Origin of the sequence: Nocardioides pinisoli, from assembly GCF_024199985.1 — a bacterium.
Lineage (GTDB): Bacteria > Actinomycetota > Actinomycetes > Propionibacteriales > Nocardioidaceae > Nocardioides > Nocardioides pinisoli.
This window is the reverse complement of sequence record NZ_JANARS010000001.1, coordinates 532195-558133: the sequence shown is the minus strand read 5'-3', so window position 1 is coordinate 558133 and position 25939 is coordinate 532195. Positions and strand designations below refer to the sequence as shown.

Sequence of the window (25939 nt, the reverse complement as noted above, 5' to 3'; positions counted from 1 at the left end):
GCAGGGGTGATCTATTCGGGGGACCCGGGCGACGCGTTGGCGCCGGACGACATCGACGACCTCGCGCGCCGGGCGCGCGACGGGGACCGTGACGCGCTCGAGCTGCTGCTCGCGGCGGTGCGGCCGCGCGTGCTCAACATCTGTCGCGGGGTGCTTCCCTACTCCGGTGACGCGGAGGACGCCTGCCAGGAGGCGATGCTCAACGCCGCCACGAAGATCGGCTCGTGGGGCGGCCGCGGGCGCTTCACCACCTGGCTGCACATCGTGTCGGTCAACAGCGCGCGCACGACGTACCGACGGCTGAAGAACCTCGCCACGCCGACCGACTTCGAGGACGGCGCGCACGACCGGCCCGACCCGCGCACCACCAGCGTGATCGCCGGCACCCGGCTCGACCTGCTCGAGGCGATGGACACGATCGAGAAGGACCACCCGCAGTACGTCGAGCCGCTGCTGCTGCGCGACGTCTACGGCCTGCCCTACGACGAGATCGCCACGCTGGTCGACGCGCCGCTGGGCACGGTCAAGGCGCAAATCCACCACGGCCGCAAGCTCGCCCGGCCCCTCCTGCGCGGCGACCAGTGAGACCCCGCCGCCGCCTCCGGGGGGTGCTGGCGGCAGGGGTGTCCCTCGCGGTCCTGGCCGGGTGCACCGACTCCACCAGCGGGTCCCCGGGCCCCGAGGAGGAGCGGCAGGGCCCGGCGTCCGCCGCGACGCCCTCGGCGGGCGGGTCGCCGACCGGCTCCGCCTCCACGCCGGTCGTGAGCGACCCGGTGCAACAGGACCTCGACCTTGCCGTGTCGACCCCGCGCGAGGACAGCGTCTACCCCGACGTCGGCGACCCGCGGGTGGACGCGCTCCACTACGACCTCGACCTGAGGTGGCAGCCCCGGGCCGAGCGGCTCACCGGCCGGGCGGTCATCACCTTCCGTGCGACCCGCACCGCGCCCCGCTTCCAGCTCGACCTCGGCGAGCCGCTCGCGGTCCGTGGAGCGACGCTCGACGGCGTGCCCGTGCGTGTCGCCCGCCGCGGCAAGGACCTGGTGCTGCGGGCACCGGTCGAGGCCGACGAACGCTACGAGCTGGCCGTCGACTACGTCGGCACGCCCGAGCCCGCGCCCGCACCCACCACGCGCAGCGACTTCTCCGAGACGGGCTTCACCGTCACCCGCACCGGCGAGGTGTGGACGATGCAGGAGCCCTACGGCGCCTACACGTGGTACCCCGTCAACGACCAGCCGTCCGACAAGGCGCTCTACGACATCACCGTCCACGCCCCGCCGCGGTGGACCGGCATCGCCAACGGCGAGCTCACCGCCCTGACGTCCGACGCGGGCGCTACGACCACCTCGTGGCAGCTCGCCGAGCCGGCGTCGTCCTACCTGATTACCCTGGCGATCGGCGACTACGCCTACAGCAGCAACACCTCCGACAGCGGCCTGCGCGTGGACTACTGGACCCCGCGCCGCATGAGCCGGCCGCTCGACTCGATCCGGACCGCCGCGGCCACCGTCGACTGGGTCGAGACCAGGCTCGGCGACTACCCCTTCGACTCCCTCGGCCTCGTCGTCACCGCCTCGCAGAGCGCGATGGAGACCCAGACGATGGTCACCCTCGGCACCAACGACTACGTCCTGTCCCCGCAGGTGGTCGCGCACGAGGTCGTGCACCAGTGGTACGGCGACCAGGTCTCCCCGGCGGACTGGCGCGACGTCTGGCTCAACGAGGGCATGACGATGCTGCTGCAGTGGGTATACGAGGACGAGCACGACATCGGATCGCTGCGCCAGAGCCTGCGCAGCGCCCGCGCGGCCGACCAGCAGCTGCGTGACCAGTACGGCCCGCCCGGCGCCTACGACCCGCGCCAGTTCGGCAGCTCCAACATCTACTACACGCCCGCGCTCATGTGGAACGAGCTGCGCGAGGACCTCGGCGACGACGAGTTCTACGCCGTCGCCCGCTCCTGGCTGGCCGACCACGACAACACCTCGGTCTCGCGCGAGCAGGTCTACGACCACTGGGAGGCCGAGACCGGGCGCGAGCTGTCGGCGTTCTTCGATGCCTGGATCACCGGCGAGCGGACTCCGGAGCCGGGCGTGCCGGAGGGCTGAGCGGACTACCCTCCCCGCATGCCCCGCCTCTCCGCGCGCGACCTCATCGACCTGGTCCTCGACGACGGCTCGTGGTCCTCCTGGGACACCGCACCGTCACGCGACGGCATCAGCGAGGCGTACGCCGCCGAGCTGGCCGCAGCGGCCGAGAAGTCCGGCGTCGACGAGTCCGTGCTGACCGGCGAGGCGCGCCTGCACGGGCGGCGCATCGCCGTGCTGGTGGGCGAGTTCGGCTTCCTGGCCGGCTCGATCGGCCGGGCCGCGGCAGACCGGATCGTCGCCGGCATCGAACGGGCCACCCGGGAGGGCCTCCCGCTGGTGGCCGCACCCGTGAGCGGCGGGACCCGCATGCAGGAAGGGACACCGGCGTTCGTGCAGATGGTGCGGATCTCGGCCGCCGTCGCCGCGCACCGCACCGCCGGGCTGCCCTACCTCGTCTACCTGCGCCACCCCACCACCGGCGGCGTGATGGCCTCGTGGGGGTCGCTCGGCCACGTGACCGTCGCCGAGCCCGGCGCCCTCGTCGGCTTCCTCGGTCCGCGGGTCTACGAGGCGCTCTACGAGCGTCCCTTCCCCGAGGGGGTGCAGACCTCGGAGAACCTCTACGCCCACGGCATCATCGACGCGGTCCTGCCGCCCGAGGAGATCGCCGACATCCTCGACCGCGCGCTCACGATCCTGATGGCGGTCCGGGAGGGCGTCACTCCCGTCGCCGACCCGGGACATGACGTCATCCCGGACGTCGACACGTGGGACGCCGTGACCCGATCACGGCGCCCGGACCGGCCGGGCGTGCGTCGGCTGCTGCGCTACGCCGCCAGCGACGTCGTACCGCTCAACGGCACCGGGCAGGGCGAGAGCGACCCCGGGCTGCTCATCACGCTGGCGCGCTTCGGCGAGGCGCCCTGCGTCTTCCTCGGCCAGGACCGCCGCGGCCAGACCACCGACCACCCGATGGGGCCCGAGGCGCTGCGCGAGGCGCGGCGTGGGATGCGGCTGGCCTCCGAGCTGGGCCTGCCGCTGGTGACGGTCATCGACACCCAGGGCGCCGCCCTGTCGGCAGCCGCCGAGAACGGCGGGCTCGCCGGCGAGATCGCCCGCTCGCTCGCCGACCTGGTGACCCTCGACGCGCCGACGCTGTGCCTGATGCTCGGCGAGGGCAACGGCGGCGGCGCGCTCGCCCTGCTGCCCGCCGACCGGGTGGTCGCGGCCCAGCACGCCTGGCTCTCCCCGCTGCCGCCCGAGGGGGCGTCCGCGATCGTGCACCGCGACCTCGACCACGCCGCCGAGATGGCCCGCGCGCAGCAGGTCAGGGCCATCGACCTGCACCGCCAGGGCGTCGTCGACCGCATCGTGGCGGAGAAGCCCGACGCCGCTGACGAGCCCGAGGACTTCTGCCACCGGGTCGGTGCAGTGCTCGAGCACGAGCTCAGCGCACTGCTCGCCGCCGGGCCGGGGTCGGCGGCGGACCGGGCGCGGCGCTACGTCTGATCCCCGCTCGAGCGGTGCGTGAGGCGGGTTCTCGAGGGCCGGAACCCGCCTGGCTCACCGCTCGTCGGGCGCCTGTCAGCGTGTCGTCGTACAAGCGGTGCGTGAGGCGGGTTCACGAGGGCCGGAACCCGCGTGGCTCACCGCTCGTCGGACGCGGCCCCGGGTTCGGGTACGTCGTCCTCCGCGGGCTCGTCGTCCCCCGCGGGCTCGTCGGGCTCGCCGGCTCCGTCGTGGAGGTCGCGGGCGGCCTCGGCGAGGGGGTCACCCTGGGGTGCCCCCGCGATCGGCGCGGGCTCCTCGGAGAGGCCGACGACGCCGGGCACGGTGCCGCTGAGGGTGGCGAGCATCTGGCGCACGTTGGAGAGCTGGGCGTTGATGCTGTCGCGACGCTGACCCGCGGCGGCGAGCTCGCGTTCGGACTCCGCGCGGACGCGGTCGGCGGAGGCCCGCGCCTCGGCGACCATCGTGGTCGAGCGCTCCTCGGCGTCGGCGAGCATCCGGGCGATCCGCTCCTCGGCCTCGCGACGGTTGCGCTCGAGGGTGGCCTCGGTGTCCTTGTTGCGCGCGCCCATCGCGTCGAGCTCGGCCTGGATGGCCGCCTGCTGGGCCTGGAACTCGGCCGTGGCCTTCTGGCGGCGCTCGGCCAGCGTGGTCTCGAAGTCGGCGGCCGCCTGGGCGGCCTTGGCGCGCTGGTCCTCGTATAGGGCCTCTGCCTCGGCACGGCGGGCCGAGGCGTCGCGCTCGGCGGCGTCGCGCTCCCCGTCGGCGGCCTTGCGCGCGTCGGCGAGGACCCGGGCGCCCTCGGCGTCGGCGTCGCGGCGCGTCTCCTCGGCGTAGCGGTCGGCCTCGGCGCGCAGGGCACCGACCTCCTGCTCGGCCTCCTTGCGCATGGTCTCGACCTCGCCGATCACCCGGTCGCGGATCTCGGCGGCCTCGGCCTCGGCGAGCAAGAGGATCTGCCCGACGCGCTCACCGAGGTGCTCGTACGTCGGCGCCTCGGGCTGCTGCGCCTCGCGGGCGACGAGCGCCTCGCGGGACGCCGCCAGCTCGCTGCGGGCCTGCTCGGCGGCCTGCTCGGCCGCCTCGAGCCGACGGCGCAGGTCGTCGGCCTCCGCCTGCGCCTGCCCGACGGCACGCTCCACCTCGGCCGGGTCGTAGCCGCGGCGCACGGTCGTGAACATCTCTTCAGGCATCGGACGTCTCCTGGTGGGGTGGCGGGGAGGGCGGGTCGCTGGGGGTCGGGTCGGCGGTGCTGGGAGGGTCGGTGGCGGGGTGCTCGCGCTCGGGCACGGAGAGCGCCGCGATGACGCCGGACAGCTGGCCGAGCTCGGCCGTGATGGTGTCGCGCTGCTCCTTGAGCTGGGCCACCTCGGCCCGCGCCCGCTCGAGGGCGCGTCGGGCGCTGTCGCGGAGCTGGTCAGCCTCGGCACGGCCCTCGGCGACGAGCGCGACGGACTCCTCGCGCGCCCGGCGGCGGTCCTCGGCCGCCTCGGCCCGGCTGCGGGTCACCTCCTCGGCGACCAGCGCGCGCAGGCTGGCGGCACCGCTCTCGGCCTCCGCCCGGCGGCGCTCGAGACGCTCGACCGCCCGCTCGGACTCGTCGGTCGCGTCGGCGACGACCCGGGCGGCCTCGGCCTCGGCCTGCTCGAGGGCGGCCCTCGCCTCGGTCTTGCGCTCGGCCGCGAGGTGGGAGGCGTCCTGGGTGATCTCCTCGGCCCGCTGCCTGGCCTCGGCGAGCTCGAGCGCGACCCGGCCGTCGACCGCCGCGATGATGCCGTGGGCGCGCTGGCGGGCGAGCCGCGCGTGGTCGCCGGCCTCGGCGTGGGCGGCCTTGCGGATCGACTCGGCCTCCGTGGCCGCGCCGGCGAGCACCGACTCCACGGTCCGGGTGGCCCACGCGGTCTGCTCGGCGGCGTGGCGCAGCTGCTCCTCGCTCTCGGCGCGCGCGGCGGCGAGCATCTCCTCCGCGGCCCGGCGCATCTGGTCGACCTCAGCGCCGGTCGTACGACGCAGGTCCTCGACGTGGAGCGCGGCCTCGTCGCGCATCCGGGCGGACTCGGTGGACGCGCTCGCCCGCAGGGACTCGGCCTCGGCGGTCGCGGAGTCGAGGTGCTTCTGCGCGGCGGTGCGGGCCTCCTCGACCAGCCGGGCGGCGGTCTCCTGGGCGCCGGAGATCGTGGCGTCGGCCTCGGCCCGCGCGCCGTCGAGCAGCTCGGCCTTCTCGGTGGCGGCGGTGTCGCGCAGCTCCTGCGACTCGGCGCGCAGCGCCACCGCGTCGTCCTGGGCCTGCGCGCGCAGCTTGTCGCTCTCGATCCTGGCCGCGTCGACCTGCTGGTCGCGGGCGGCCTCCGCGGACCTCATCAGGAGGGAGGCCTGCTCGTTGGCGTCGACGACGATCGTGGCGGCCTCCTCGGAGGCGCCGGCAAGCACCACCTCGGCCTGCCTGCGGGCCCGGCCCGCCTCGGCGCGGTCGCGCTCCGCCTCGACCTTGAGCAGGCGGGCCTGTTCCCGGAGCGTCGCCAGGTCGGCCGTCAGGCGCTCGGCCTCCTCACGCGCCTCCCTGACCAGCTGGTCGGCCACCTGCTGCGCCCGCGCCAGGAGGGCCGCCGTGGTGGGAGGCTCGCCGGCAGCAGCCGTCGCGGCGTCCTGAGCCATCCGCGCACTCCCCTTCTCACCCGTACGGAGGGTCCAGCGTCTCAGCCGGCCGCCCCCGCTGACAAAGGGGCTGCCCCCGGTTGCGCCCAGAGCGAACCCCCTTGCCGCCGCCGTCCGGGACCGGTGGAGTGCACCCATGAGGCTCCTCGTGCTCGGCGGCACCCGGTTCCTGTCCCGCGCGGTCGCGACGCAGGCGGTGGCCCGCGGCTGGGACGTCACCTGCGCCTGCCGCGGTGCGTCCGGCCCCGTGCCCGAGGGGGCCGCGCACCTGCCGTGGGACCGCGCCGACCCGCCGCCGGCGGCGGTCGCCGACGGCGGCTGGGACGCCGTGGTCGACGTGACGCGGCTCCCCTTGCAGGCACGCGCGGCGGTGGCGGCGACGTCGTACGCCCACTGGGTCTTCGTCTCCACGGTCAGCGTCTACGCCGACAACTCGTCCCCCGCGATGGAGCCGCTGCTCGAGCCTATCACCGACGACGTCGACCTCGCCGTCGCCCCGGAGGCCTACGGCGGGATGAAGGTGGCGTGCGAGCAGGTCGTGCAGTCGGGCACGACGTCGTCGGCGGTCGCCCGGCCCGGCCTCATCGTCGGACCGGGGGACCCGACCGGCCGCTTCTCCTACTGGCCGCAGCGCCTCGCGCGGAGCGGCGAGGTGCTGGCACCCGGCCGGCCGTCGGACGTGGTGCAGGTGATCGACGTACGCGACCTCGCGGCGTGGCTGCTCGTCCTGGCCGAGTCGAGGACGACCGGCACCTACGACGCCGTCGGCGATCCGATGCCCCTCGGCGACCTGCTAGCACAGGTCGCGGCCGGGGTCGGCGCCCCGGACCCCCGCCTCACCTGGGTCGACAGCGAGTTCCTCGAGGAGCAGGGCGTCCAGCCCTGGGCCGGCGAGGGTTCACTGCCGCTGTGGCTCCCGCGACCGGCGTACGACGGCATGCTGGCGCACGACCCCGGACCGGCCGTCGCCGCCGGGCTGCGGCTCCGCCCCCTCGCCGAGACCGCCCCGGGCTGCCTCGACTCCCCCGTCACGGCGCTCACCGCCGAGCGGGAGGCCGAGGTGCTGGCGGCCTGGCACGCTCGCTGACGCCCACTCGTCAGGAGAGCAGCGCCACCCCGGCCTCTCGGCAGGCGGCCTCCAGGTCGGGCGTGGTCTCGTCTGTCACGAGGGTCCACGGCCCCGGCATCAGGGTCCAGGCCGGTGCGGCGGCCTCCAGCTTGGTGGCGTCGGCGAGCACGACGGTGCGCCGGGCGATCCCGGCGACCTGCTCCTTGAGCGAGGTCTCCTCGACGGTGGGCTCCCCCACCCCGCGTCGTACGTCGACCGCGTCCGCGCCGAGGAAGGCGACGTCGAACGACATCCGGTCGAGGGCGAGCGCCGCGAGCGGGCCGACCAGGCCGTGGCTCGGGCGAGGGGGGTTCATGATCACGTAGCCGGAGTCGCAGAAGACCGGGATCGAGACGAGCGCACCCGTCGAGCCCATGGCCCACGGCTCCCGGCCCTTGCCGAAAGCCTTGAGGAACGCGCGGGCCAGCATGTCGGCCGTAATTGCGCGGTCTGCGCAACTAGATGTCTCGGGTCGTCCCGTTGACCGGGCACTTCCTCGCGCTGGAAACGACCGACCGGGCACTTCCTCGCGGTGCAGCGCGAGGAAGTGCCCGGTCGGCGTGTGTCAGCGCGAGGAAGTGCCCGCTCGTCAGAAGAGCAGGGCCGTGCCCGGGTCCTGGAGCATGCCGGCCACGTCGGCGAGGAAGCGCGAGCCCTTCTCGCCGTCGATGTGGCGGTGGTCGAAGGACAGCGCCAGCGTCGTCACGTCGCGGACCACGATCTCGCCGGTCTCCTCGTCGACCCACGGCCGCTTGTTGATCGCGCCGAAGCAGAGGATCGCGGACTCGCCCGGGTTGATGATCGGGGTGCCGGCGTCGACGCCGAAGACGCCCACGTTGGTGATCGTGAACGTGCCGCCCGCCATCTCCGCCGGCTGCGTCTTGCCGTCGCGCGCCGTGGCGGTGAGCTCGCCGAGCGCCTGCGCGAGCTCGGTCATGGAGAGCGAGTCGGCGTCCTTGACGTTGGGCACCACCAGGCCGCGCGGCGTGGCGGCCGCGATGCCGAGGTTGACGTAGTGCTTGTAGACGACCTCCTGCGCGGCCTCGTCCCAGTAGGAGTTGATCTCGGGGGTGCGCTTCATCGCCAGGATGACCGCGCGGGCGAGGACGAGCAGCGGGCTGACCCGGGTGTCGCGGAACTCCGGGCGCTTCTTCAGCCGCGCGACGAGCTGCATCGCGGCGGTGACGTCGACGGTGACCCACTCGGTGACGTGCGGGCTGGTGAAGGCCGACTGGCTCATCGCCGTCGCCATCATCTTGCGCACGCCCTTGATCGGCTCGCGGGTCTCGCGGGTCCCGGCACTGCCGCGGCCCTGCGCGACCGCCTCGACCGACGGCGTACGGGCGGGCGCCGCGGTGGCGCCGTTGGCCGCACCGTGGACGTCGTCGCGCGTGATCGACCCGGACGGGCCGGAACCGGCCAGGGTGGTCAGGTCGACGCCGAGGTCCTTGGCGAGCTTGCGCACCGGCGGCTTCGCCAGAGCACGTACGGCACCGGGCTCGGCCTGCGCGGCCGCCGGGACCAGCGCCTCGGCCGGCGGTGCCGGCTCGTGGGCGCGCTGGTCGGTGGCCGGCACCGGGGACTCGTCGGCGGGCATGACCTCGTCGGACTGCGCCCCGCCCGGCGCGAACGCGCCCTGGACCTGCATCTGCGTCTGCGCACCGGCGAGGGTGCTCGGCGAGGCCGAGCCGCGACGGGCCCGACGCATCGGCCCGCGGTCGGCCTTGATCCGGCCGACGAGGGACGCACCCTCCATCGAGCCGGACGCCGCCGGGTTGGACAGGTCGATGTCGGCCGGGTCGACCTGCTGGGCGCCGGCCTTCTCGGCCATGCCCAGGTAGGGGTCGGACTCGGTCTGCTCGGTCGGGGCCGAGGCCGGCGCGGACGGGGCCTCGCCGGCGGCGCCGATCGAGATGATCGGGGTGCCGACCGGCGCGGTCTCGCCCTCGGGGACGAGGAGGGCCAGGACGGTGCCCTCGAACGGCGACGGCAGCTCGACCAGCGACTTGGCGGTCTCGATCTCGACGATCACGTCGTTGATCTCGATCGTGTCGCCGACCTTGACCTTCCAGGCGACGATCTCGGCCTCGGTCAGGCCCTCGCCGACGTCGGGGAGGAGGAACTCAGACATGGGCGTGCCTCTCAGTACGCGAAGGAGCGGTCGACGGCGTCGAGCACGCGGTCGAGGTCGGGGAGGTACTCCTCCTCGATCCGCGACGGCGGGTAGGGGGTGTCGAACGCACCCACCCGGAGCACGGGCGCCTCGAGGGAGTAGAAGCACTCCTCGGTGACCCGGGCCGCGAGCTCGGCACCCATGCCGAGGTTGACGTGGGCCTCGTGGGTGACGACGCAGCGGCCGGTGCGGCGTACGGACTCGTAGACCGGGGCCATGTCGAGCGGCGAGAGGGTGCGCAGGTCGATGACCTCGAGGCTGCGGCCCTCGGACTCGGCGGCCTCGGCGCACTTGAGCGCCGTCTTCACGGTGGGGCCGTAGGCCAGGACCGTCGCGTCGGAGCCCGCGCGGACGACCCGCGAGGTGAAGAGCGGCTCGGGCGTGGCGGACTCGTCGAGCTCGGCCTTGTCGGCGTGGTACTGCCGCTTGGGCTCGAGGAAGATGACCGGGTCGTCGTGGGCGATCGCCTGCTGGATCATCCAGTAGCCGTCGACCGGGTTGGAGCAGGCGACCACCTTCAGGCCGGGGGTGTGCGCGAACTGCGCCTCCGGGCTCTCGGAGTGGTGCTCGACCGCGCCGATGCCGCCGCCGAAGGGGATGCGGATGACGATCGGCATCTTCACCTTGCCCTGCGAGCGGTAGGTGTACTTCGCGACCTGGCACACGATCTGGTCGTAGGCGGGGTAGACGAACCCGTCGAACTGGATCTCCACGACGGGGCGGTAGCCGCGCAGCGCCATGCCGACCGCGGTGCCGACGATGCCGGACTCCGCGAGCGGGCTGTCGATGACGCGGTCCTCGCCGAAGTCCTTCTGCAGGCCGTCGGTGATGCGGAAGACGCCGCCGAGCTTGCCGACGTCCTCACCCATGAGCAGGACCTTGTCGTCGTCCTCCATCGCCTTGCGCAGGCCCATGTTGAGGCCCTTGGCGAGCGTGATCTTCTGGTTCGACATCAGGAGTGCCCCCCAGCGGTAGTAGTAGAGCCCTCGAAGGACGCGAGGTACGCCGCGAACTCGTCGCGCTGGGCGGCGATCTCGTCGGTTATCTCGCTGAAGACGTAGCCGAACTGGTCGAGCGGCTTGGGGTCGGGCAGCGCCTTGCAGCCCTCGCGGAGGTGGTGGCCCAGCTCCTTGGCCTCGGCGTCGAGGTCGTCGAAGAACTCCTGGTCGACCAGGCCGTTGCGGCGCAGGTAGACCTTGAGCCGCTCGATCGGGTCCTTGAGCTTCCAGTGCTCGAGCTCGTCGTTGAGGCGGTAGCGGGTCGGGTCGTCGGTCGTGGTGTGCGCGCCCATCCGGTAGGTGTAGGCCTCGACGAACGACGGGCCGTTGCCCTCGCGCGCCCGCTGCAGCGCGGCCTTGGTGACGGCGTACGTCGCCAGCACGTCGTTGCCGTCGACGCGGATGCCCGGGAAGCCGAAGCCCAGCGCGCGCTGGTAGAGAGGGATCCGGGTCTGGCGCTCGATCGGCTCGGAGATGGCCCACTGGTTGTTCTGGCAGAAGAACACGACGGGGGCGTTGTAGGAGGCGGCGAAGATGAACGCCTCGTTGACGTCGCCCTGCGAGGACGCGCCGTCGCCGAAGTGGGCGATCACGGCCGAGTCGCGGTCGGGGTCGCCGGTGCCGACGACGCCGTCACGCTGCATGCCCATCGCGTAGCCGGTGGCGTGGAGGGTCTGCGCGCCGATGACGATCGTGTAGAGGCCGAAGTTGTTCTCGTTGGGGTCCCAGCCGCCCTGGTCGACGCCGCGGAACAGCCCGAGCAGCCGCAGCGGGTCGACGCCCTTGCAGTAGGCGACGCCGTGCTCGCGGTAGGTCGGGAAGACGTAGTCCTGGGGACGCAGCGCGCGGCCGGCGCCGATCTGCGCGGCCTCCTGGCCGAGCAGCTGGGCCCAGATGCCGAGCTCGCCGTGGCGCTGGAGCGCCGTGGCCTCGACGTCGATGCGGCGGGTGAGGACCATGTCGCGGTAGAGCCCGCGCAGCTCCTCGGCCGAGAAGTCGTGGTCGAACTCGGGGTGGTGGACGCGCTCACCCTCGGGCGTGAGCAGCTGGACGAGGTCGGGTCCACCGTCGGTCTGGGACGGTCCGAAGACGTCCGCAAGGTCGGGGCCGAAACTCACAGGATCGGACAACGCACTCTCCTAACAACAGCTAGCGGCAGTCACGGGATCGCCGGACGCCGACGGCTTGCAAGCGTGGTCGCCGGCGTGTGTGACCCCGACCACAGGATGGGGGTCAACGTATCGGCCGCACGCACGCAGCACCAATCTCGCGGGGGTTGCAGCCTCTCCCTGAGGTTGTCAGGCCGTGCACGGGCCGACATGTTCAGCGATCACCGGCCGGCCGGGAATCGCTGAACATGTCAGGCAACGCAGATGGGCCGGCGGCGACGGGTCCGTGGGAGACCCGTCGACGCCGGCCCGCCTCCATGGGGGCTGGAGGCCGGGGCAGCTGGCGCTACCCCGCGGTGGAGGCTGTCCTCACCTGCTCGTCGCGCGCAGTCCGGTGTCGGGCAGGACCTCGGGGGCCGCGCACAACGCCGGGATGCGGAGCGAGTCGAGACGGGTGGAGCCGACCTTCAGCGTGACCTTCGCCCTGGGCTGTCCCGACGTCTCGAACCTCTTCTTCGCGAGGGACTTCACGGCGATCTTGTGGACCCTCTTGCCGACCCGCAGCTTGTAGACCACCGTCTCGCCGGAGCGGTTGGCCAGCTTGGCCCGGACGGTGCCCTGGCAGCTCGCCCGGACCGACCCGACCGCCTTGCCGAAGGCCTGCTCGGGCAGCACCTCGGGCGGCACGACCGGCGGGACCACCGGCGGGACGACGGGCGGGACGACGGGCGGCGGCGGGACGACCGGGGTGCAGACCAGCACGGCGGCGCTCGCCGTCGGGTCGGTGCCGACCGGCTGGTCGACCGTCGCCGTGTTGGTCCAGCTCCGGCAGGCACCGGGGGCGCCACCGGCCAGGGTGAGCGAGTAGGTGTAGCTCCTCACCAGCCCGGCCTCCCACGTCACCGCCGGGTCGAGGACGACGCGCTGGCCGGTGACGGTCTTGTCGTCGACCACCTGCACCGTCTTGTTGGTCTCCGAACGGACCGCGAAGGTGATCGGCTCGCTGCTCGCGCTGACCGACGTCGAGGTGGCCTCGCCCGCCGGGTCCCAGGTCGCGGTCACGCTCAGCCGGCCCGAGTCGGCCGGACGCGACCCGAAGGTGCAGGCGACCGGCAGGGTCGTCGAGCCGTCCGCGGCCACCACGACGTCCGATCCTCCGGTGACGGTGCAGACCGCGCCGCCGCCGAGGTCCGTGGACGCCGTGACGTCCGCGATGATGTCGGTGTAGCCGTTGGGGTTGGTGACCGCCACCTCGCCCTGCAGCCGCCAGCCGGACTCCGTCCTGGCGCCGGCCCGGGCCGTCACCGTGTAGGTGAAGGTCGCGTTGCCGTTGGCGTCGGCGGTGCGCTGGGTGGCGTCGGCGACCTTGGCGACCGCCCACGCGTGGTCGCGGGTCAGGTCGGCCGTGCCGCTGGGCGCCAGCTGCAGCGGCCGCTCGACGCAGACCTCGACCGGCGCGTCGTCGGTGTCGACGTCCTTCGAGTCCGTCGCCACCACCGTCGCGGTGTTGTCGTAGGACGTGCACTCACCGGGCACCCCGTCGAAGTCCTTCGTGTAGGTGAAGGTCCGCGGACCCTCGGTCGCCGTGACCACGGCACCACCGGGCACCTCGCCCAGCTGGACCTGGCTGTCGGTGACCGTGGCCGTCGCGTCGGTGACTGTCCGATTCGCGTCGGCGAAGTCGAACCCGGTGGAGACCGAGGCCGATCCGCTGGTGCCGAGGTACGCCGTCTTGTCCCACGTCGCGGTCGCCGTGTTGGCGCCGGTCGTGGTCGCGGTGGCGTCCGGCAGCACGCACGAGTAGTCGAACGTCGTCGTCCCGCTCGGGACCGACACCGCCCCCGCGGGCTTGTCGATCGTGCACTGCCCGCCGGGCAGCGAGTCGGTCAGCGTCACCCCGGAGATGGTCTTCTGGTTGGGGTTGACGACCGTGATCTCGCCCGTGACGACGAACTCGGTGTCCTGTGCCGCGGACGGGGTCACCACGACGTCGTAGGAGAACGACGCCGGGGTGCCCTGCGGCACCGTCTGCGAGGAGTCGCCCTTGACCGACTTCTCGATGGTCCAGTCGTAGTCCCGCGCGAACGCCGGCTTCGCGGTCTTGGTGACCACGAGGTCGTCCAGCTCCACGCACACCTCGACCGGCGCGTCGTCGGTGTCGACGTCCTTCGAGTCGGTTGCCACCACCTTCGCGGTGTTGTCGTAGGGCGTGCACTCACCGGGCACCCCGTCGAAGTCCTTCGTGTAGGTGAAGGTCCGCGGCCCGTCGGACGCCTTGACCACGACGCCGTCGGGCGACGTGCCGTCGAGGTCGACCTGGGTGTCGGTCACCGTGGCGGTCGCGTCCGTGACGGTCGGCTTGGCGTCGGCGAAGTCGAACCCGGCGCTGCCGGAGGCACCACCGCTGGTGCCCAGGTAGGCCGCCTTGTCCCACGTCGCGGTCGCGGTGTTGGTGCCCTTCGTGGTCGCGGTCGCGTCCGGCAGCACGCACGAGTAGTCATACGTCGACTCCCCGCTCGTGATGGACAGCGTCCCTTCGGGCTTGTCGATCGTGCACTGCCCGCCGGGCAGCGAGTCCGTCAGCTGCACCCCGGAGATCGTCTTCTGGTTGGGGTTGGTCACCGTGATCTTGCCGGTCACCACGAACTGCCCGTCGCCGCTGATCGACGGCGTCACCACGACGTCGTACTCGAACGACGCCTTGACACCCTCGTCGACCGTCTGCGAGTCCTGGTCGACCGACTTCTCGATCGTCCAGTCGTAGTCCCGCGCGAACGCCGGCTTCGCGGTCTTGGTGACCACGAGGTCGTCCAGGTCGACGCACACCGTGACGGTCTCGCCGTCCGAGTGGGTGTCGCCGGAGTCCGTCGCCACCACCTTCGCGGTGTTGTCGTGGGTCGTGCACTTCCCGGGCACGCCGTCGAAGTCTTTCGTGTAGGTGAAGGTGCGCGGGCCGTCGGACGCCTTCACGACGACGCCGTCCGGGGACGTGCCGTCCAGGTCGACCTGGGTGTCGGTCACCGTCGCGGTCGCGTCGGTCACCACCGGCTTCGCGTCGGCGAAGTCGAACCCGGCCTGGCCGGAGGCCGAGCCACTGGTGCCGAGGTACGCCGTCTTGTCCCACGTCGCGGTCGCCGTGTTGGCGCCGGTCGTGGTCGCGGTGGCGTCCGGCAGCACGCACGAGTAGTCGAACGTCGTCGTCCCGCTCGGGACCGACACCGCCCCTGCGGGCTTGTCGATCGTGCACTGCCCGCCCGGCAGCGAGTCGGTCAGTGTCACCCCGGAGATGGTCTTCTGGTTGGGGTTGACGACCGTGATCACACCGGCCACCACGAACTGGCCGTCGCCGCTGATGGTCGGGGTCACCACGACGTCGTACGCGAACGTGGCCTTCGCCCCTTCGTCGACGGTCTGGGACGCGTCGCCCTTCACCGACTTCTCGACGGTCCAGTCGTAGTCACGGGCGAAGGCCGGCTTCGCGGTCTTGGTGACCACGAGGTCGTCCAGCTCCACGCAGAGGCTGACCTTCGCCTCCGAGGTGTCGAAGTCGTCGGTGTCGCTCTCGTCGACGCGCGCGACGTTCTTGTAGTCCTGGCACGCGCCGGCAGTGCCGCTGAGGGCCGGGCCGGAGTAGGTGGCGACGACGACGCGGTGGTTCGGCGCGCTCCACACGTCGGACCACAGGTAGCTCGCGGCGCCGATCGGCGTCGCCGGGCCGCCGTCGAACGCGTCGGTCACGCTGGCGCGCTCGTCGATCTTCGGCTGCACCGTGATGTCGTACGACGTCCGGGCCGTGGCCTCGCCCGGGTGGGCGCCGGCCTGCGGGTAGACCGCCTGGTCCCAGCTGACCGTCGCAGTCGTCGTGCCGCCGACGAGCGGGCCGGCTCCCGGCTCGCACGCGTAGTCGTACGACGTGGTGCCGGCGCCGACGTCGACCTGGACCCCCGCGGCGCCAGGGTCGACGTCGACGGCGTCGTTGCTCGGCAGGAAGCGGCACGGCAGGTCACCGCTGATGCCGATCGTGGCGCGCATCGCGGGGTGTGCGGCGGAGTTGGGGTTGGTGACCGCCACCGTGCCGCTCACCTGCTTGTCCGAGGCCGGTCCCTCGGGCAGCGCCTCGAGCTCCACCTCGTAGTCGAACGTGGCGGTCTGCCCCTCCTCGATCGTCTTCGACGCAGGGCCGACGACGCGCTTGTGGACCCTCCAGTCGTAGGCGACGCCGTATGAGCCCGATGCCCGGTTGGTCAGCGCGAGGGGCTTGAAGTACTTGCGGTTCTGCACCACGAACGGTCCGGTCTGCACCGGCCCGGTCCCGGGGTGACCGGTCTGCCAAGTGGTGGCGTCGTCCGTGACGACCAGGGTCCACGTCCGGGCGGACGCCGGCTGGACGAGCTCGTAGCCAGCGGGCGCGATCGTCTCGACCACGGTGTAGGTGCCCGGCGTGGCGGGGTCGATCGTGACGACCCCGTCGGCGACGGTGTCGACGCCGGGCGTCCCACCGTCCTCGACCACGAGCGGGCTGGCGGTCTGGCCGGGGATCGGGTTGGGCGAGATCTCGAACGTCGCGCCGGGCACGGACGCCCCGAACTGGTCCTTCTTCGCGATCTCGAGCTCGCCGCAGCTGTCGTCGATGTCGATCGTCACCGCGTCGACGTAGTCCTTGAGCGCGGACTCGTCGGCGTTGCCGGTGAACGTGCGGATGTTCATCGTGCCGAAGTTGCCGCCCTCGCAGGTGGCGGCGCCGATGCCGCCGACGTCGAGGAGGGAGCTGAAGTTGAAGGCGCCCTCGGCGAAACGACCGGACTCGCCAGTGGCGCCGGCGAAGGGAACGGTGGCGACCGAGAGCTCCTTGCACCAGCCGGCGGCCGGCGTGTAGCCCGGGACCGCGACGCAGCCCGCGTCCCACGCGGAGTCGGAGACCAGGCGCCAGAAGTAGCCCTCCGAGAGCTTGAAGATGCTGTTGCCGTCCTGCTCGAAGCGGACCATCACGTCACCGGGGGTGCGCGTCGGCGCGAAGGTGGACCCCACGTTGGGCTTGGCGTTGAACTCCACGTCGAAGTTGGTCACGCCGGTCGTGGTGAGTCGACGGACGCCCACGAAGCCCCAGACGTCGTCGGCCACCGCGTCGGTGTGGAAGTAGACCCCGGAGATGTCGTCCTGGTTGGGGGCCACGCCCGTCTGCTGCTGCCAGGTGCTGGGGTTGGCGAACTCCTTGGCGCCCTGGCCGAAGTTGCTGGTGTCGGCGTTGCCGGTCGGATCCGGGACGAAGGCGCCGACCGGTGTCCCCCAGTCGACCCCGCCGGCGTTGACCGGGGTGTCGCCGTCGATCTCGAAGCCCCCCACGATCGCGGCGTCAGCGGGCGTCGTGGTCGCGGCCTGCACCGCGACCGTCGGGAGGAGCATGAGGAGGGCGGCCAGTCTCGTGAGCCGCCCGAGGCCCCGTCGGCGTTCGGCGGCGTGGGCCCCCCTGGCCCGCCGTCCACGTCGTGTCGTCGTCACAGCTGTTGATGCGTGATGCATTGCCCGCCCCCTGGCGCGAGTAGTCCCCACTGAAAGCCCCTTGGTGACCGGCGCCCCCCAGCGCCGCCGACCGTGGTCGCCGTCCACCCCCGAGTGGTACGGCGCTCATGTGTCGCAGCAGCAGACTGGCGCGCAGGTCACCACGACGGGAATCCACCGCGAGGAGGTCATGGGCTACCTGTGGAGGTGCTTGACCCAATGTTGGTAAAGCGGGCCGGATAAGGGCCGGGCGGACCAGACCACGTACCCATTTTGGGAGAGGCGCGCGGCCAGGTCCCGGCACGACGAACCGGCGCCGATGAGGGCCCTGTGGACCCGTCGACGCCGGTTGCGTGTCGTACGTTGCTCAGCTGCTGGTGGCGCGCAGCCCCGTGTCGGGAAGGACCTCGGGCGCGGCGCACCGGGCGGGGATCCGGGCCTGGTCGAGCCGGGTGGAGCCGACCTTCAACGTCACCTTCGCCCGCGCCGGGCCACGGGTGACGAACTTCCGCCTGTCCTGGGCCTTCACGGTGATGCGGTGCACCTTCGTGCCGACTCGGAGGGTGTAGACGACCCGGCCACCCGACCGGTTGGCGAGCCGAGCGCTGACCGTGCCCTGGCAGGTGACCCGGACCTTACCGACGGCCTTGCCGAAGGCCTGCTCGGGTAGCACCTCGGGCGCCGTCACCACCGGCGGGGTCACCACGGGCGGCGTCACCGGCGGGACCACGGGCGGGTTCACCGGCGGCGGGGGCGGCGGAGGCGGCGGAGGCGGCGTGACACACAGCACCTTGGTGAACGTGAACGTCCACGTCGTCGTAGCGCCCTGCTGGACCACCACACCGGCCTTCGGGACGGCCACCACCGTGTGGCTCGTGCCCGTCGCCACGACCTCACCGGCCGCGACAGGCGCCCCGTCCAGCGTGTAGGTGAAGTTCGCATCCGTCGGGATCGTGACCCGGTCATCCGTCGGACCCGTCGCCGGCTCACACACGTCCGCCTTCGTCGGAGCAGTCGGCGCCACCGGCGTCGGCGGCGTCACGCACAGCACCTTGGTGAACGTGAACGTCCACGTCGTAGTAGCGCCCTGCTGGACCACCACACCGGCCTTCGGGACGGCCACCACCGTGTGGCTCGTGCCCGTCGCCACGACCTCACCGGCCGCGACAGGCGCCCCGTCCAGCGTGTAGGTGAAGTTCGCATCCGTCGGAATCGTGACCCGGTCATCCGTCGGACCCGTCGCCGGCTCACACACGTCCGCCTTCGTCGGAGCAGTCGGCGCCACCGGCGTCGGCGGGGGAGGCGCCGGACAGTCGACCTTGAACACCTTCGACTTGGCCTTCACGTCCTCGTAGTCGATCCGCCCGTTGAACTTGCCGTACAGGGTCACCTTGTAGTGGCCGTTCTGGATGACCTCACCGCCTGCGACGTTGAAGTAGTCGCTGGCGAAGTAACCCGTCGCATCGGCCGGTCCCACCTCGAAGGGCCCGGCAGCGACCCCGGTCGGGCCGTCCGCGCCCTGAACCTCGAACGCGATGTACCCCTCGAACCCCTCGTCGAAGCCGAAGGCCTCGACGTCGAAGGCACACACATGCGGTTCGTTGCTCTCGGTGCCGGAGGGTGACCCTTCGGCGTGGATCTTGATGGTGCCGGAGTTGCCGGCCGCCTGTGCCGGCCCGACGCTCAGTGCGGCCATCGCCGGCAGCAGCAGCGCCAGCGCCAACAACCGCCTCAGTGCGACCCCCGCGGTCGCGCGTTCCTCTCGTGCCATCGTCGTGCTCCATCCCCTGGTTCGGCTGTCGTCGACGGCCGACCGGTCGTCGACGGAGCGGCCCGGAGAGGCACTCCCCGGCGCGCTCGAGCCCACCCCCCACTCTCGGCCCGGTTAGCAGGGGTGGACCGACACAGACCAAGAAGTCGACCAACCGCCGAGACCCCTCCGGGCTCGCTTGACCAGACCTGCAGGTTTGCCCACCCGTGAGGGCGGGGGTGGCCTAGTCCGCGAGGTCAGCCGCGACCGTGCGGGGTGTGCCAGCCCGACTCGTCGGGACCGACCGGGACGATCTGCGTCGGGTTGATGTCGGTGTGGACGACGTAGTAGTGCTTCTTGATCTGGTCGAAGTCGACCTCGTCGGCGAAACCCGGGGTCTGGAAGAGGTCGCGGGCGTAGCCCCAGAGGTGCGGCATCTCGGTCAGCTTGTTGCGGTTGCACTTGAAGTGACCGTGGTAGACCGCGTCGAAGCGGACCAGGGTGGTGAAGAGCCTGACGTCGGCCTCGGTGATGGCGTCGCCCATCAGGTAGCGGCGGTCGGCGAGGCGCTCCTCGAGCCAGTCGAGCGCGGTGAACAGCCGGTCGTACGCGTCCTCGTAGGCCTCCTGCGAGCCCGCGAAGCCGCAGCGGTAGACGCCGTTGTTGACCTCGGTGAAGACGCGCTTCATCACCGCCTCCATCTCCTCGCGGAGGTCGGCGGGCCACAGGTCGGGGGCGTCGGAGCGTTGGTGCTCGCGCCACTCGAACGACAGGTCGTGGGTGATCTGCGGGAAGTCGTTGGTCACGACCTTGCCCGACTCCACCTCGACGATCGCCGGCACCGTGATGCCGCGCGGGTAGCCCGGCTCACGGGCGAAGTAGGCCTCCTGCAGCCGCTCGATGCCGAGCACCGGGTCGCGGCCGCCCTCGTCGAGGTCGAAGGTCCAGCTGCGCGCGTCGTGCGTGGGGCCGGGCGCGCCCCACGAGATGACGTCCTCGAGGCCCAGGAGCTTCCGGACGATGATCGAACGGTGCGCCCACGGGCACGCGCGCGCGGCGACGAGCCGGTAGCGACCGGGCTCTGCCTTCCACACCGGCACGTCACGCGGACTGTCCTTCGACCCGCTCGGGAACTCGTCGTCCAGCGGGTCCGCCGAGCGGTCCCCCGCCAGCACCCGGTCGGGGAGGTAGGACATGTCGCGCTCGAAGGGCTCGCCCTTCTTCGTGTAGGTCGCGGTGTCGTTCACGCTTCAACCATAGCCCCGGGGGTCAGAGCCCCTGGGCCGACGAGCGGTGAGTGGCGCAGGTTCCGAGGCCACGGAACCTGTCTCACTCACCGCTCGAGCGGGCCTTAGGGGGCGAAGCGGGCGGCCACCTCGACGACGCGATCGAAGGCCTCGGTCTCACCGATGCTGACGCGTACGCCGTCGCCGGCGAACGGCCGCACCGAGACCCCCACCTCGCCGCAGGCCGCGGCGAAGTCGAGGGCGCGCTCACCCAGCGGGAACCACACGAAGTTGCCCTGGGCGTCGGGCAGCTCCCAGCCGACCTCGCGCAGCCGCGCGACCAGGTCGGCGCGCCGGGCGACGAGGTCCTCGACCCGCGCGAACAGCTCGTCCTGCGCCTCGAGCGAGGCGATGGCCGCGGCCTGGGCGACGTGGCTGACGCCGAACGGCAGCGACACCGCGCGCAGGGCGGCCGCGAGCGGTGCGGGAGCGACGGCGTACCCGACCCGGAAGCCGGCCAGGCCGTAGGCCTTGGAGAAGGTGCGGGTCAGCACGACGTTGTCGTGGCGGCGGTAGGTGGCGATGCCGTCGATGGCGTCGTCCATGCGGACGAACTCGAGGTAGGCCTCGTCCACCACGACCACCACGTGGGAGGGCACCTTCGCGATGAAGGCGTCGAGCTCGGACTGGGTGACGGCCGGGCCGGTCGGGTTGTTGGGCGTGCAGACGATGACGACCTTGGTGCGGTCGGTCACCGCCGCGGCCATCGCGTCGAGGTCGTGGCGCCCGTCCGCCGTGACCGGCACCTGCACGCTGCGGGCCCCGCCGGCGGTGACCGCGATCGGGTAGGCCTCGAACGAGCGCCAGGCGTAGACGACCTCGTCGCCCGGCTCGCAGAAGGCGTTGACGAGCTGGTAGATCAGCGCCACCGACCCGGTCGCCGCAGCGAGGTCCTCGGACGGCACGCCCATCGCGTCGGCGAGCGCGGCGTAGAGCGCGGCACTGCCCATGTCGGGGTAGCGGTTCATCTCTGCCGCCGCCGCGCGGGCTGCCTCGAGCACGCCGGGGAGCGGCGGGTAGGGGTTCTCGTTGGACGACAGCTTGTACGACGTCAGCCCGGGGCGGGCGACGGGCGGCTTGCCGGCGACGTACGCAGGGATGGCGAGCACGTTGGGCCGGGGCTGAGGAGAGCTCATGCCCGCACCCTAGTGAGCGACCGGCGGACGTGACGGGCGGCGGCCGCGCCACGGCTTCACGACCGGCAGCAGCACCACGCCGATGGCGACGCCGATCGCGGCGCCGAGGATGTTGTCGACCATGTCGGTGACGTCGCACGCCCGGTCGAGACGCGCGAGCTGGAGCTGGGTGAGCTCGATGGCGAGGCTGTAGGCCGCCAGGCCGGCGAGGCCGGCCGGCGCCAGCACCAGTCCCGTCCACCAGCGGCCGACGGCCAGCACCAGGAAGACCCCGGCCGGCACGAAGAGCAGCACGTTGAGGGTGCGCTGGTCGAGCCCGAGCACCTCGAACGTGGTGCCCGAGGGCCCGCCGTAGTCCCACGAGCACGACTCGCTGCGCGTCTCCGCCGGCACGACCCCGACGTCGGGGCGGGTCGGCACCAGCGTCACCAGGGCGATCGCCACGAGCGACCACAGCAGGCCCGCGACCGACACCGCGGTGGCGGTGCCGAGGCGAGGGCGTACGGCGAGGGCGAGCAGCCCGGCGAGCACGGCGGCCGCGAGGGCGCCGAGCACCATCACGCCCGCCCCTCCGATCGTGACCATCCGGGGAGGGTAGTCGTCGCCCCGCTAGGGTCGCGGCATGAGGTTCGTGACGTGGCTGCTGACCTACGCCGCGGGGCTGGCCGTCGCGGCGTGGCTCCTCGACGGGATCTGGTTCGAGGGGGCGGAGAACGGCCAGGCCGAGCTGCAGGACAAGATCGTTCCGCTGCTGCTGGTGGCGCTGATCCTGGGGCTGGTGTCGGCCTTCATCGAGCCGGTGATCAAGCTGCTCTCGCTGCCTTTCATCATCCTCACGCTGGGCTTCCTGCTCCTGGTGATCAACGCGCTGATGCTGATGCTCACCGCCAGCCTGGCCGACGCCTTCGACCTCGGCTTCCACGTGGACGGCTTCTGGAACGCGCTCGTGGGGGCGGTCATCGTGACCGTCGTGGGCTGGGGCGTGCGCGTGGCCCTGCCGGACGGGGACTGATGCGGGTGCCGGACCTCCCCGCCGCCCGCGAGCCCGGGCGCTACCGGATCGCCCTCGTCTGCCTCGGCAACATCTGCCGCTCCCCCACCGCGCACGTCGTCCTCGAGAGCCGCCTCGCCGACGCCGGGCTCGCCGACCGCGTCGAGGTCGCCTCGTCCGGTACGGGCGGCTGGCACGTCGGCAACCCGATGGACCCGCGCGCCGCGGCGACCCTGGCCGCGGCCGGCTACGACCCGAGCCGGCACCGCGCCCGGCAGTACGACGCGACCTGGCCAGAGGCGTACGACCTCGTGCTCGTGATGGACGAGGCCAACCTCGCCGACGTGGGCGGGCGCACCGAGCGGCTGGGCATGTTCCGCGACCTCGATCCGGTCGATCCGGGTGGCGCCGTGCCGGACCCGTACTACGGTGGAGCCGACGGGTTCGAGGAGGTGCTGACGATGGTCGAGCGCACGAGCGATGCGATCGTGGCCGCCCTCCCCCGCGCTCTCCAGGGCCCCGGCTGATGGCTCGCCAGCCACTGGTCGCCAAGCGTGCCGAGGAGCTCCTCGGCACGGCCGTGGTGGCGACCTCCCCGGTGGCGGGCGGCGACACCGCCCGGGCGACGCGGCTGCGGCTGTCCAACGGGCAGACCGCGCTGATGAAGACGCTGCCACACGCACCGGAGGGCTTCTTCGAGGCCGAGGCCGCGGGGCTGCGGTGGCTCGCGGAGGTCGAGGGCGGGGTGCCGGTGCCCGACGTGCTCGCCGCCGCCAGCGACTGCCTGGTCCTGGCCTGGGTCGAGCAGAGCCCGAAGACGCCGGTCGAGGCCGCCGTCACCTTCGGCCAGCAGCTCGCCACCACCCACGCCGCCGGCGCCGACGGCTGGGGGCTCGACCACGACGGCTTCATCGGGCGGCTGCCGCTGCCCAACAAGCCGGCCGACTCGTGGCCGGAGTTCTACGCCGTGCGCCGGGTCCTGCCCTACCTCAAGCTGGCCCGGGACCGCGGCGCGATCTCCGACACCGACGCCGCCGCCGTCGAGGCGGTGGTCGGCAGGCTCACCGCGCTCCTGCCCGACGAGGCGCCCGCCCGGCTGCACGGCGACCTGTGGAACGGCAACTGCCTCTGGGGCCAGGACCTCGCCATCCACGTCATCGACCCCGCCGCCCACGGCGGGCACCGCGAGCTCGACCTGGCGATGCTGCACCTCTTCGGGCTGACGCACCTGCCGCGGGTGATGGCGGCGTACGACGAGGCCCGCCCGCTCGCCGAGGGCTGGGAGGACCGGCTCGGGGTCCACCAGCTCTTCCCGCTGCTCGTGCACGCGTGCATGTTCGGCGGCGGCTACGGCGCCCGCGCCGGGGTGGTCGCGGCGCGCTACGCCTGATCTCAGGTTCGCCTCAGGCGCCGGTGGCATCCTTGCCGGGTGAGTGAGTCCCGTCCCCGCGTGCTGGTCGTCGACGACGACCGCGCCGTCCGCGACTCGCTGCGCCGGTCGCTGGAGTTCAACGGCTACGAGGTCGTGCTGGCCGCCGACGGTGCCGAGGGACTGGTCGCGGTCGGGGCGCAGCACCCCGACGTCGTGGTCGTCGACGTGATGATGCCGCGGCTCGACGGGATCGAGACCACCCGCGCGCTGCGGGCGGCGGGCAACGACGTACCGGTGCTGGTCCTCACCGCCCGCGACGCGGTGGGCGACCGGGTCGAGGGCCTCGACGCCGGGGCCGACGACTACCTCACCAAGCCGTTCGCGCTGGAGGAGCTGCTGGCGCGGCTGCGTGCGCTGCTGCGCCGCGTCGTGCCCGACGGCGACGCGGCGAGCGAGGTGCTGACGTTCTCCGACCTCACCATGGACGTCGCGAGCCGCGACGTGTCCCGCGGCGGCCGACCGATCGAGCTGACCCGCACCGAGTTCACCCTGCTCGAGATGTTCCTGCGCCGGCCGCGCCGCGTCCTGGACCGCTCGTTCATCCTCGAGGAGGTGTGGGGCTACGACTTCCCGACGAGTGCCAACTCGCTCGAGGTCTACGTCGGCTACCTGCGCCGCAAGACCGAGGCGGAGGGCGAGCCGCGGCTGATCCAGACCGTGCGCGGCGTCGGCTACGTGCTGAAGGAAGCATGAACACCCCACGGCGTTCTTCTCCTCCGCTGCGCTCCCCCGAACAACGTCGCGGGGACCCCGAATGAGCGCCCCGACCACCTGGCGCGACGGGCGCTGGCACTACCGCCGCTCGCTGGCCTCGCGGGTGGCCGTGCTCACCACGGTCGCGCTCGGTCTCTCGATCGCCGTCATGGCCTTCACCGCCTTCGTGGTGATGCGCCAGCAGATGATGAACTCGCTGGACCAGTCTCTGCTCAACCGAGCCCACAAGGCCACCGCCGACACCACGCTGTCGAGGATCACGGCCGACGGGGCCCCGCCGTGGGTGCTCGGCGCGGCCGACGTCCGCATCATCTTCATCACCGCCGACGGCCGCGGCATGTCCGGCGCCGACATCCCGGACTTCACCCTCGGCCAGCCCGAGTACGACGTCGTCACCGGCCGGCGGGAGTCGGCCGTGCGCACCCTGGTGACCGCGCAGGGCGAGCGCTACCGGGTCGCGACCGTGCAAGCCGGCAGCGGCGAGGCGCTGATCCTCGCGCAACCGCTCGCGCCCAACGACCGGACGCTGGAGAAGCTCGGCGGGGTGCTGTTCGTCTTCGGCGCGCTCGGCGTGCTGGCGGCGCTGCTCGCCGGCTGGCTGGTCGCCCGCAACGGGCTACGGCCCCTGCGCCGGCTGACGACGTCGGTCGAGCGCATCGCGATGACCGAGGACCTGCGACCGTTGCGCGTCGAGGGCGACGACGAGGTCGCCCGGCTCGCCACCGCCTTCAACCAGATGCTCCTGGCACTGGGGGCCTCCCGCGACCGCCAGCGGCGCCTCGTCGCCGACGCCAGCCACGAGCTGCGGACCCCGCTCACCTCCCTGCGCACCAACCTCGACCTGCTCCGCCAGGCCGAGGGCAACACGGCACTGCCGGCCGGGGCCCGGCTGGAGCTGCTCGACGACGTCCGCGGCCAGATCGAGGAGCTGAGCGCGCTCGTCGGCGACCTGGTCGAGCTCGCGCGCGACGAGCCCTCGACGCGCGTGGTGACCGAGGTCGACCTCGCCGAGGTCGTCGAGCGGGCGGTGACGCGCGTACGACGTCGCGCGCACGGCGTGTCCTTCGACGTCGAGCTGGAGCCGTGGCCGGTCGTGGGCGACGCCAACAGCCTCGAGCGGGCGGTCACCAACCTGCTGGACAACGCCGGCAAGTGGAGCCCTCCCGAGGGCACCGTGACCGTGCGCCTCGCCGGCGGCGTGCTCACCGTCGACGACGAGGGCGAGGGCGTCGCGGAGTCCGACCGGCCGCACGTGTTCGAGCGGTTCTACCGGGCCGACGAGTCGCGCGGGATGCCCGGCTCGGGGCTCGGCCTGGCGATCGTGCGCCAGGTGATCGACCGCCACGGCGGCCAGGTCCAGGTGTCCGAGGCCCCCGACGGCGGGGCCCGGTTCGCGCTGTGGGTGCCGGGGGTGAAAGCGGAATCCCCGGATATCCGGTGACCACCCCACATTGCACCCAAGATCTCGGCCGACAAGCGGGAGTCC

20 protein-coding genes are annotated in these 25939 nt (G+C 72.6%); 9 read left to right on the top strand and 11 right to left on the bottom strand.

What is annotated here, in order from left to right; all coding sequences use genetic code 11:
• The first annotated feature begins 6 nt into the window (after positions 1-6).
• From NCI01_RS02635 to NCI01_RS02625, 3 genes are read left to right on the top strand one after another with little or no spacing between them, the layout of a single operon-like run.
• Entirely contained in the window at positions 7-585 is a 579-nt protein-coding gene (locus NCI01_RS02635) for an RNA polymerase sigma factor (protein ID WP_254179910.1), read from the top strand.
• A gap of 38 nt (positions 586-623) precedes the next feature.
• Positions 624-2111, top strand: a complete 1488-nt coding sequence (locus tag NCI01_RS02630; RefSeq protein ID WP_254179909.1) for a M1 family metallopeptidase — start codon at positions 624-626, stop codon at positions 2109-2111.
• Positions 2112-2129: 18 nt separating this feature from the next.
• On the top strand, positions 2130-3602 hold the full coding sequence (locus NCI01_RS02625) for a carboxyl transferase domain-containing protein (protein WP_254179908.1): 1473 nt from the start codon (positions 2130-2132) through the stop codon (positions 3600-3602).
• A 137-nt stretch (positions 3603-3739) separates the two neighbouring features.
• Here NCI01_RS02625 and NCI01_RS02620 read toward each other — a convergent pair whose 3' ends face one another.
• Both NCI01_RS02620 and NCI01_RS02615 read right to left on the bottom strand, forming a co-directional pair.
• A complete protein-coding gene (locus NCI01_RS02620) occupies positions 3740-4795 on the bottom strand; it encodes a coiled-coil domain-containing protein (RefSeq protein ID WP_254179907.1) in 1056 nt (351 codons plus the stop codon).
• Positions 4788-6257: a hypothetical protein gene (locus NCI01_RS02615; RefSeq protein WP_254179906.1), complete on the bottom strand. Its 1470-nt coding sequence runs from the start codon at positions 6255-6257 to the stop codon at positions 4788-4790. Before NCI01_RS02615 ends, NCI01_RS02620 begins: the two co-directional genes overlap by 8 nt.
• A gap of 136 nt (positions 6258-6393) precedes the next feature.
• Here NCI01_RS02615 and NCI01_RS02610 point away from each other — a divergent pair, with 136 nt between their 5' ends.
• On the top strand, positions 6394-7344 hold the full coding sequence (locus NCI01_RS02610; protein WP_254179905.1) for an NAD-dependent epimerase/dehydratase family protein: 951 nt from the start codon (positions 6394-6396) through the stop codon (positions 7342-7344).
• A 10-nt stretch (positions 7345-7354) separates the two neighbouring features.
• Here the strand turns inward: NCI01_RS02610 and NCI01_RS02605 are convergent, their stop codons facing one another.
• The 9 genes from NCI01_RS02605 to NCI01_RS02565 form a co-directional block, all read right to left on the bottom strand.
• On the bottom strand, positions 7355-7795 hold the full coding sequence (locus tag NCI01_RS02605) for a DeoR/GlpR family DNA-binding transcription regulator (RefSeq protein WP_254179904.1): 441 nt from the start codon (positions 7793-7795) through the stop codon (positions 7355-7357).
• 159 nt (positions 7796-7954) lie between these two features.
• Complete coding sequence (locus NCI01_RS02600; protein WP_254179903.1) at positions 7955-9496, bottom strand: dihydrolipoamide acetyltransferase family protein; 1542 nt, start codon at positions 9494-9496, stop codon at positions 7955-7957.
• 11 nt (positions 9497-9507) lie between these two features.
• Positions 9508-10491 carry an alpha-ketoacid dehydrogenase subunit beta gene (locus tag NCI01_RS02595; RefSeq protein ID WP_254179902.1) on the bottom strand — a complete coding sequence of 328 codons (984 nt, stop codon included), beginning with the start codon at positions 10489-10491 and terminating at the stop codon, positions 9508-9510.
• On the bottom strand, positions 10491-11666 hold the full coding sequence (pdhA, locus tag NCI01_RS02590; protein ID WP_254179901.1) for a pyruvate dehydrogenase (acetyl-transferring) E1 component subunit alpha: 1176 nt from the start codon (positions 11664-11666) through the stop codon (positions 10491-10493). The genes NCI01_RS02595 and pdhA overlap by 1 nt, the downstream gene beginning before the upstream one ends.
• Positions 11667-12014: 348 nt before the next feature.
• Complete coding sequence (locus NCI01_RS02585) at positions 12015-17048, bottom strand: prealbumin-like fold domain-containing protein (protein ID WP_254179900.1); 5034 nt, start codon at positions 17046-17048, stop codon at positions 12015-12017.
• 463 nt (positions 17049-17511) lie between these two features.
• Positions 17512-18915, bottom strand: a complete 1404-nt coding sequence (locus NCI01_RS02580) for a hypothetical protein (protein WP_254179899.1) — start codon at positions 18913-18915, stop codon at positions 17512-17514.
• A 236-nt stretch (positions 18916-19151) separates the two neighbouring features.
• Positions 19152-20141, bottom strand: coding sequence for a glutathione S-transferase family protein (locus NCI01_RS02575; RefSeq protein WP_254179898.1), 990 nt, complete (start codon positions 20139-20141; stop codon positions 19152-19154).
• Between the two features lie 104 nt (positions 20142-20245).
• Positions 20246-21316: a histidinol-phosphate transaminase gene (hisC, locus tag NCI01_RS02570; protein ID WP_254179897.1), complete on the bottom strand. Its 1071-nt coding sequence runs from the start codon at positions 21314-21316 to the stop codon at positions 20246-20248.
• A gap of 9 nt (positions 21317-21325) precedes the next feature.
• Positions 21326-21901 (bottom strand): VanZ family protein, encoded by a 576-nt coding sequence (locus tag NCI01_RS02565; protein WP_254179896.1) that lies wholly within the window; start codon positions 21899-21901, stop codon positions 21326-21328.
• Positions 21902-21938: 37 nt separating this feature from the next.
• Here NCI01_RS02565 and NCI01_RS02560 point away from each other — a divergent pair, with 37 nt between their 5' ends.
• The 5 genes from NCI01_RS02560 to NCI01_RS02540 all read left to right on the top strand — a co-directional run bounded on the left by NCI01_RS02560 (position 21939) and on the right by NCI01_RS02540 (position 25894).
• Positions 21939-22328, top strand: a complete 390-nt coding sequence (locus NCI01_RS02560) for a phage holin family protein (protein WP_254179895.1) — start codon at positions 21939-21941, stop codon at positions 22326-22328.
• Positions 22328-22834, top strand: coding sequence for a low molecular weight protein-tyrosine-phosphatase (locus tag NCI01_RS02555; RefSeq protein ID WP_254179894.1), 507 nt, complete (start codon positions 22328-22330; stop codon positions 22832-22834). Before NCI01_RS02560 ends, NCI01_RS02555 begins: the two co-directional genes overlap by 1 nt.
• Positions 22834-23697 (top strand): fructosamine kinase family protein, encoded by an 864-nt coding sequence (locus NCI01_RS02550; RefSeq protein ID WP_254179893.1) that lies wholly within the window; start codon positions 22834-22836, stop codon positions 23695-23697. The genes NCI01_RS02555 and NCI01_RS02550 overlap by 1 nt, the downstream gene beginning before the upstream one ends.
• 39 nt (positions 23698-23736) lie before the next feature.
• Entirely contained in the window at positions 23737-24432 is a 696-nt protein-coding gene (locus NCI01_RS02545) for a response regulator transcription factor (RefSeq protein ID WP_254179892.1), read from the top strand.
• A gap of 61 nt (positions 24433-24493) precedes the next feature.
• Positions 24494-25894: a HAMP domain-containing sensor histidine kinase gene (locus NCI01_RS02540; RefSeq protein ID WP_254179891.1), complete on the top strand. Its 1401-nt coding sequence runs from the start codon at positions 24494-24496 to the stop codon at positions 25892-25894.
• The last annotated feature ends 45 nt before the right edge of the window (positions 25895-25939 follow it).

What these genes read in the sequence shown, in the direction of transcription:
- NCI01_RS02625 (WP_254179908.1), top strand. Translation starts at nt 2,130, where the DNA reads ATGCCCCGCCTCTCCGCGCGCGACCTCATCGACCTGGTCCTCGACGAC.
- NCI01_RS02620 (WP_254179907.1), bottom strand. Translation starts at nt 4,795, where the DNA reads ATGCCTGAAGAGATGTTCACGACCGTGCGCCGCGGCTACGACCCGGCC.
- NCI01_RS02615 (WP_254179906.1), bottom strand. Translation starts at nt 6,257, where the DNA reads ATGGCTCAGGACGCCGCGACGGCTGCTGCCGGCGAGCCTCCCACCACG.
- NCI01_RS02610 (WP_254179905.1), top strand. Translation starts at nt 6,394, where the DNA reads ATGAGGCTCCTCGTGCTCGGCGGCACCCGGTTCCTGTCCCGCGCGGTC.
- NCI01_RS02605 (WP_254179904.1), bottom strand. Translation starts at nt 7,795, where the DNA reads ATGCTGGCCCGCGCGTTCCTCAAGGCTTTCGGCAAGGGCCGGGAGCCG.
- NCI01_RS02600 (WP_254179903.1), bottom strand. Translation starts at nt 9,496, where the DNA reads ATGTCTGAGTTCCTCCTCCCCGACGTCGGCGAGGGCCTGACCGAGGCC.
- NCI01_RS02595 (WP_254179902.1), bottom strand. Translation starts at nt 10,491, where the DNA reads ATGTCGAACCAGAAGATCACGCTCGCCAAGGGCCTCAACATGGGCCTG.
- NCI01_RS02585 (WP_254179900.1), bottom strand. Translation starts at nt 17,048, where the DNA reads ATGCTCCTCCCGACGGTCGCGGTGCAGGCCGCGACCACGACGCCCGCT.
- NCI01_RS02580 (WP_254179899.1), bottom strand. Translation starts at nt 18,915, where the DNA reads ATGGCACGAGAGGAACGCGCGACCGCGGGGGTCGCACTGAGGCGGTTG.
- hisC (WP_254179897.1), bottom strand. Translation starts at nt 21,316, where the DNA reads ATGAGCTCTCCTCAGCCCCGGCCCAACGTGCTCGCCATCCCTGCGTAC.
- NCI01_RS02565 (WP_254179896.1), bottom strand. Translation starts at nt 21,901, where the DNA reads ATGGTCACGATCGGAGGGGCGGGCGTGATGGTGCTCGGCGCCCTCGCG.
- NCI01_RS02560 (WP_254179895.1), top strand. Translation starts at nt 21,939, where the DNA reads ATGAGGTTCGTGACGTGGCTGCTGACCTACGCCGCGGGGCTGGCCGTC.
- NCI01_RS02555 (WP_254179894.1), top strand. Translation starts at nt 22,328, where the DNA reads ATGCGGGTGCCGGACCTCCCCGCCGCCCGCGAGCCCGGGCGCTACCGG.
- NCI01_RS02550 (WP_254179893.1), top strand. Translation starts at nt 22,834, where the DNA reads ATGGCTCGCCAGCCACTGGTCGCCAAGCGTGCCGAGGAGCTCCTCGGC.
- NCI01_RS02540 (WP_254179891.1), top strand. Translation starts at nt 24,494, where the DNA reads ATGAGCGCCCCGACCACCTGGCGCGACGGGCGCTGGCACTACCGCCGC.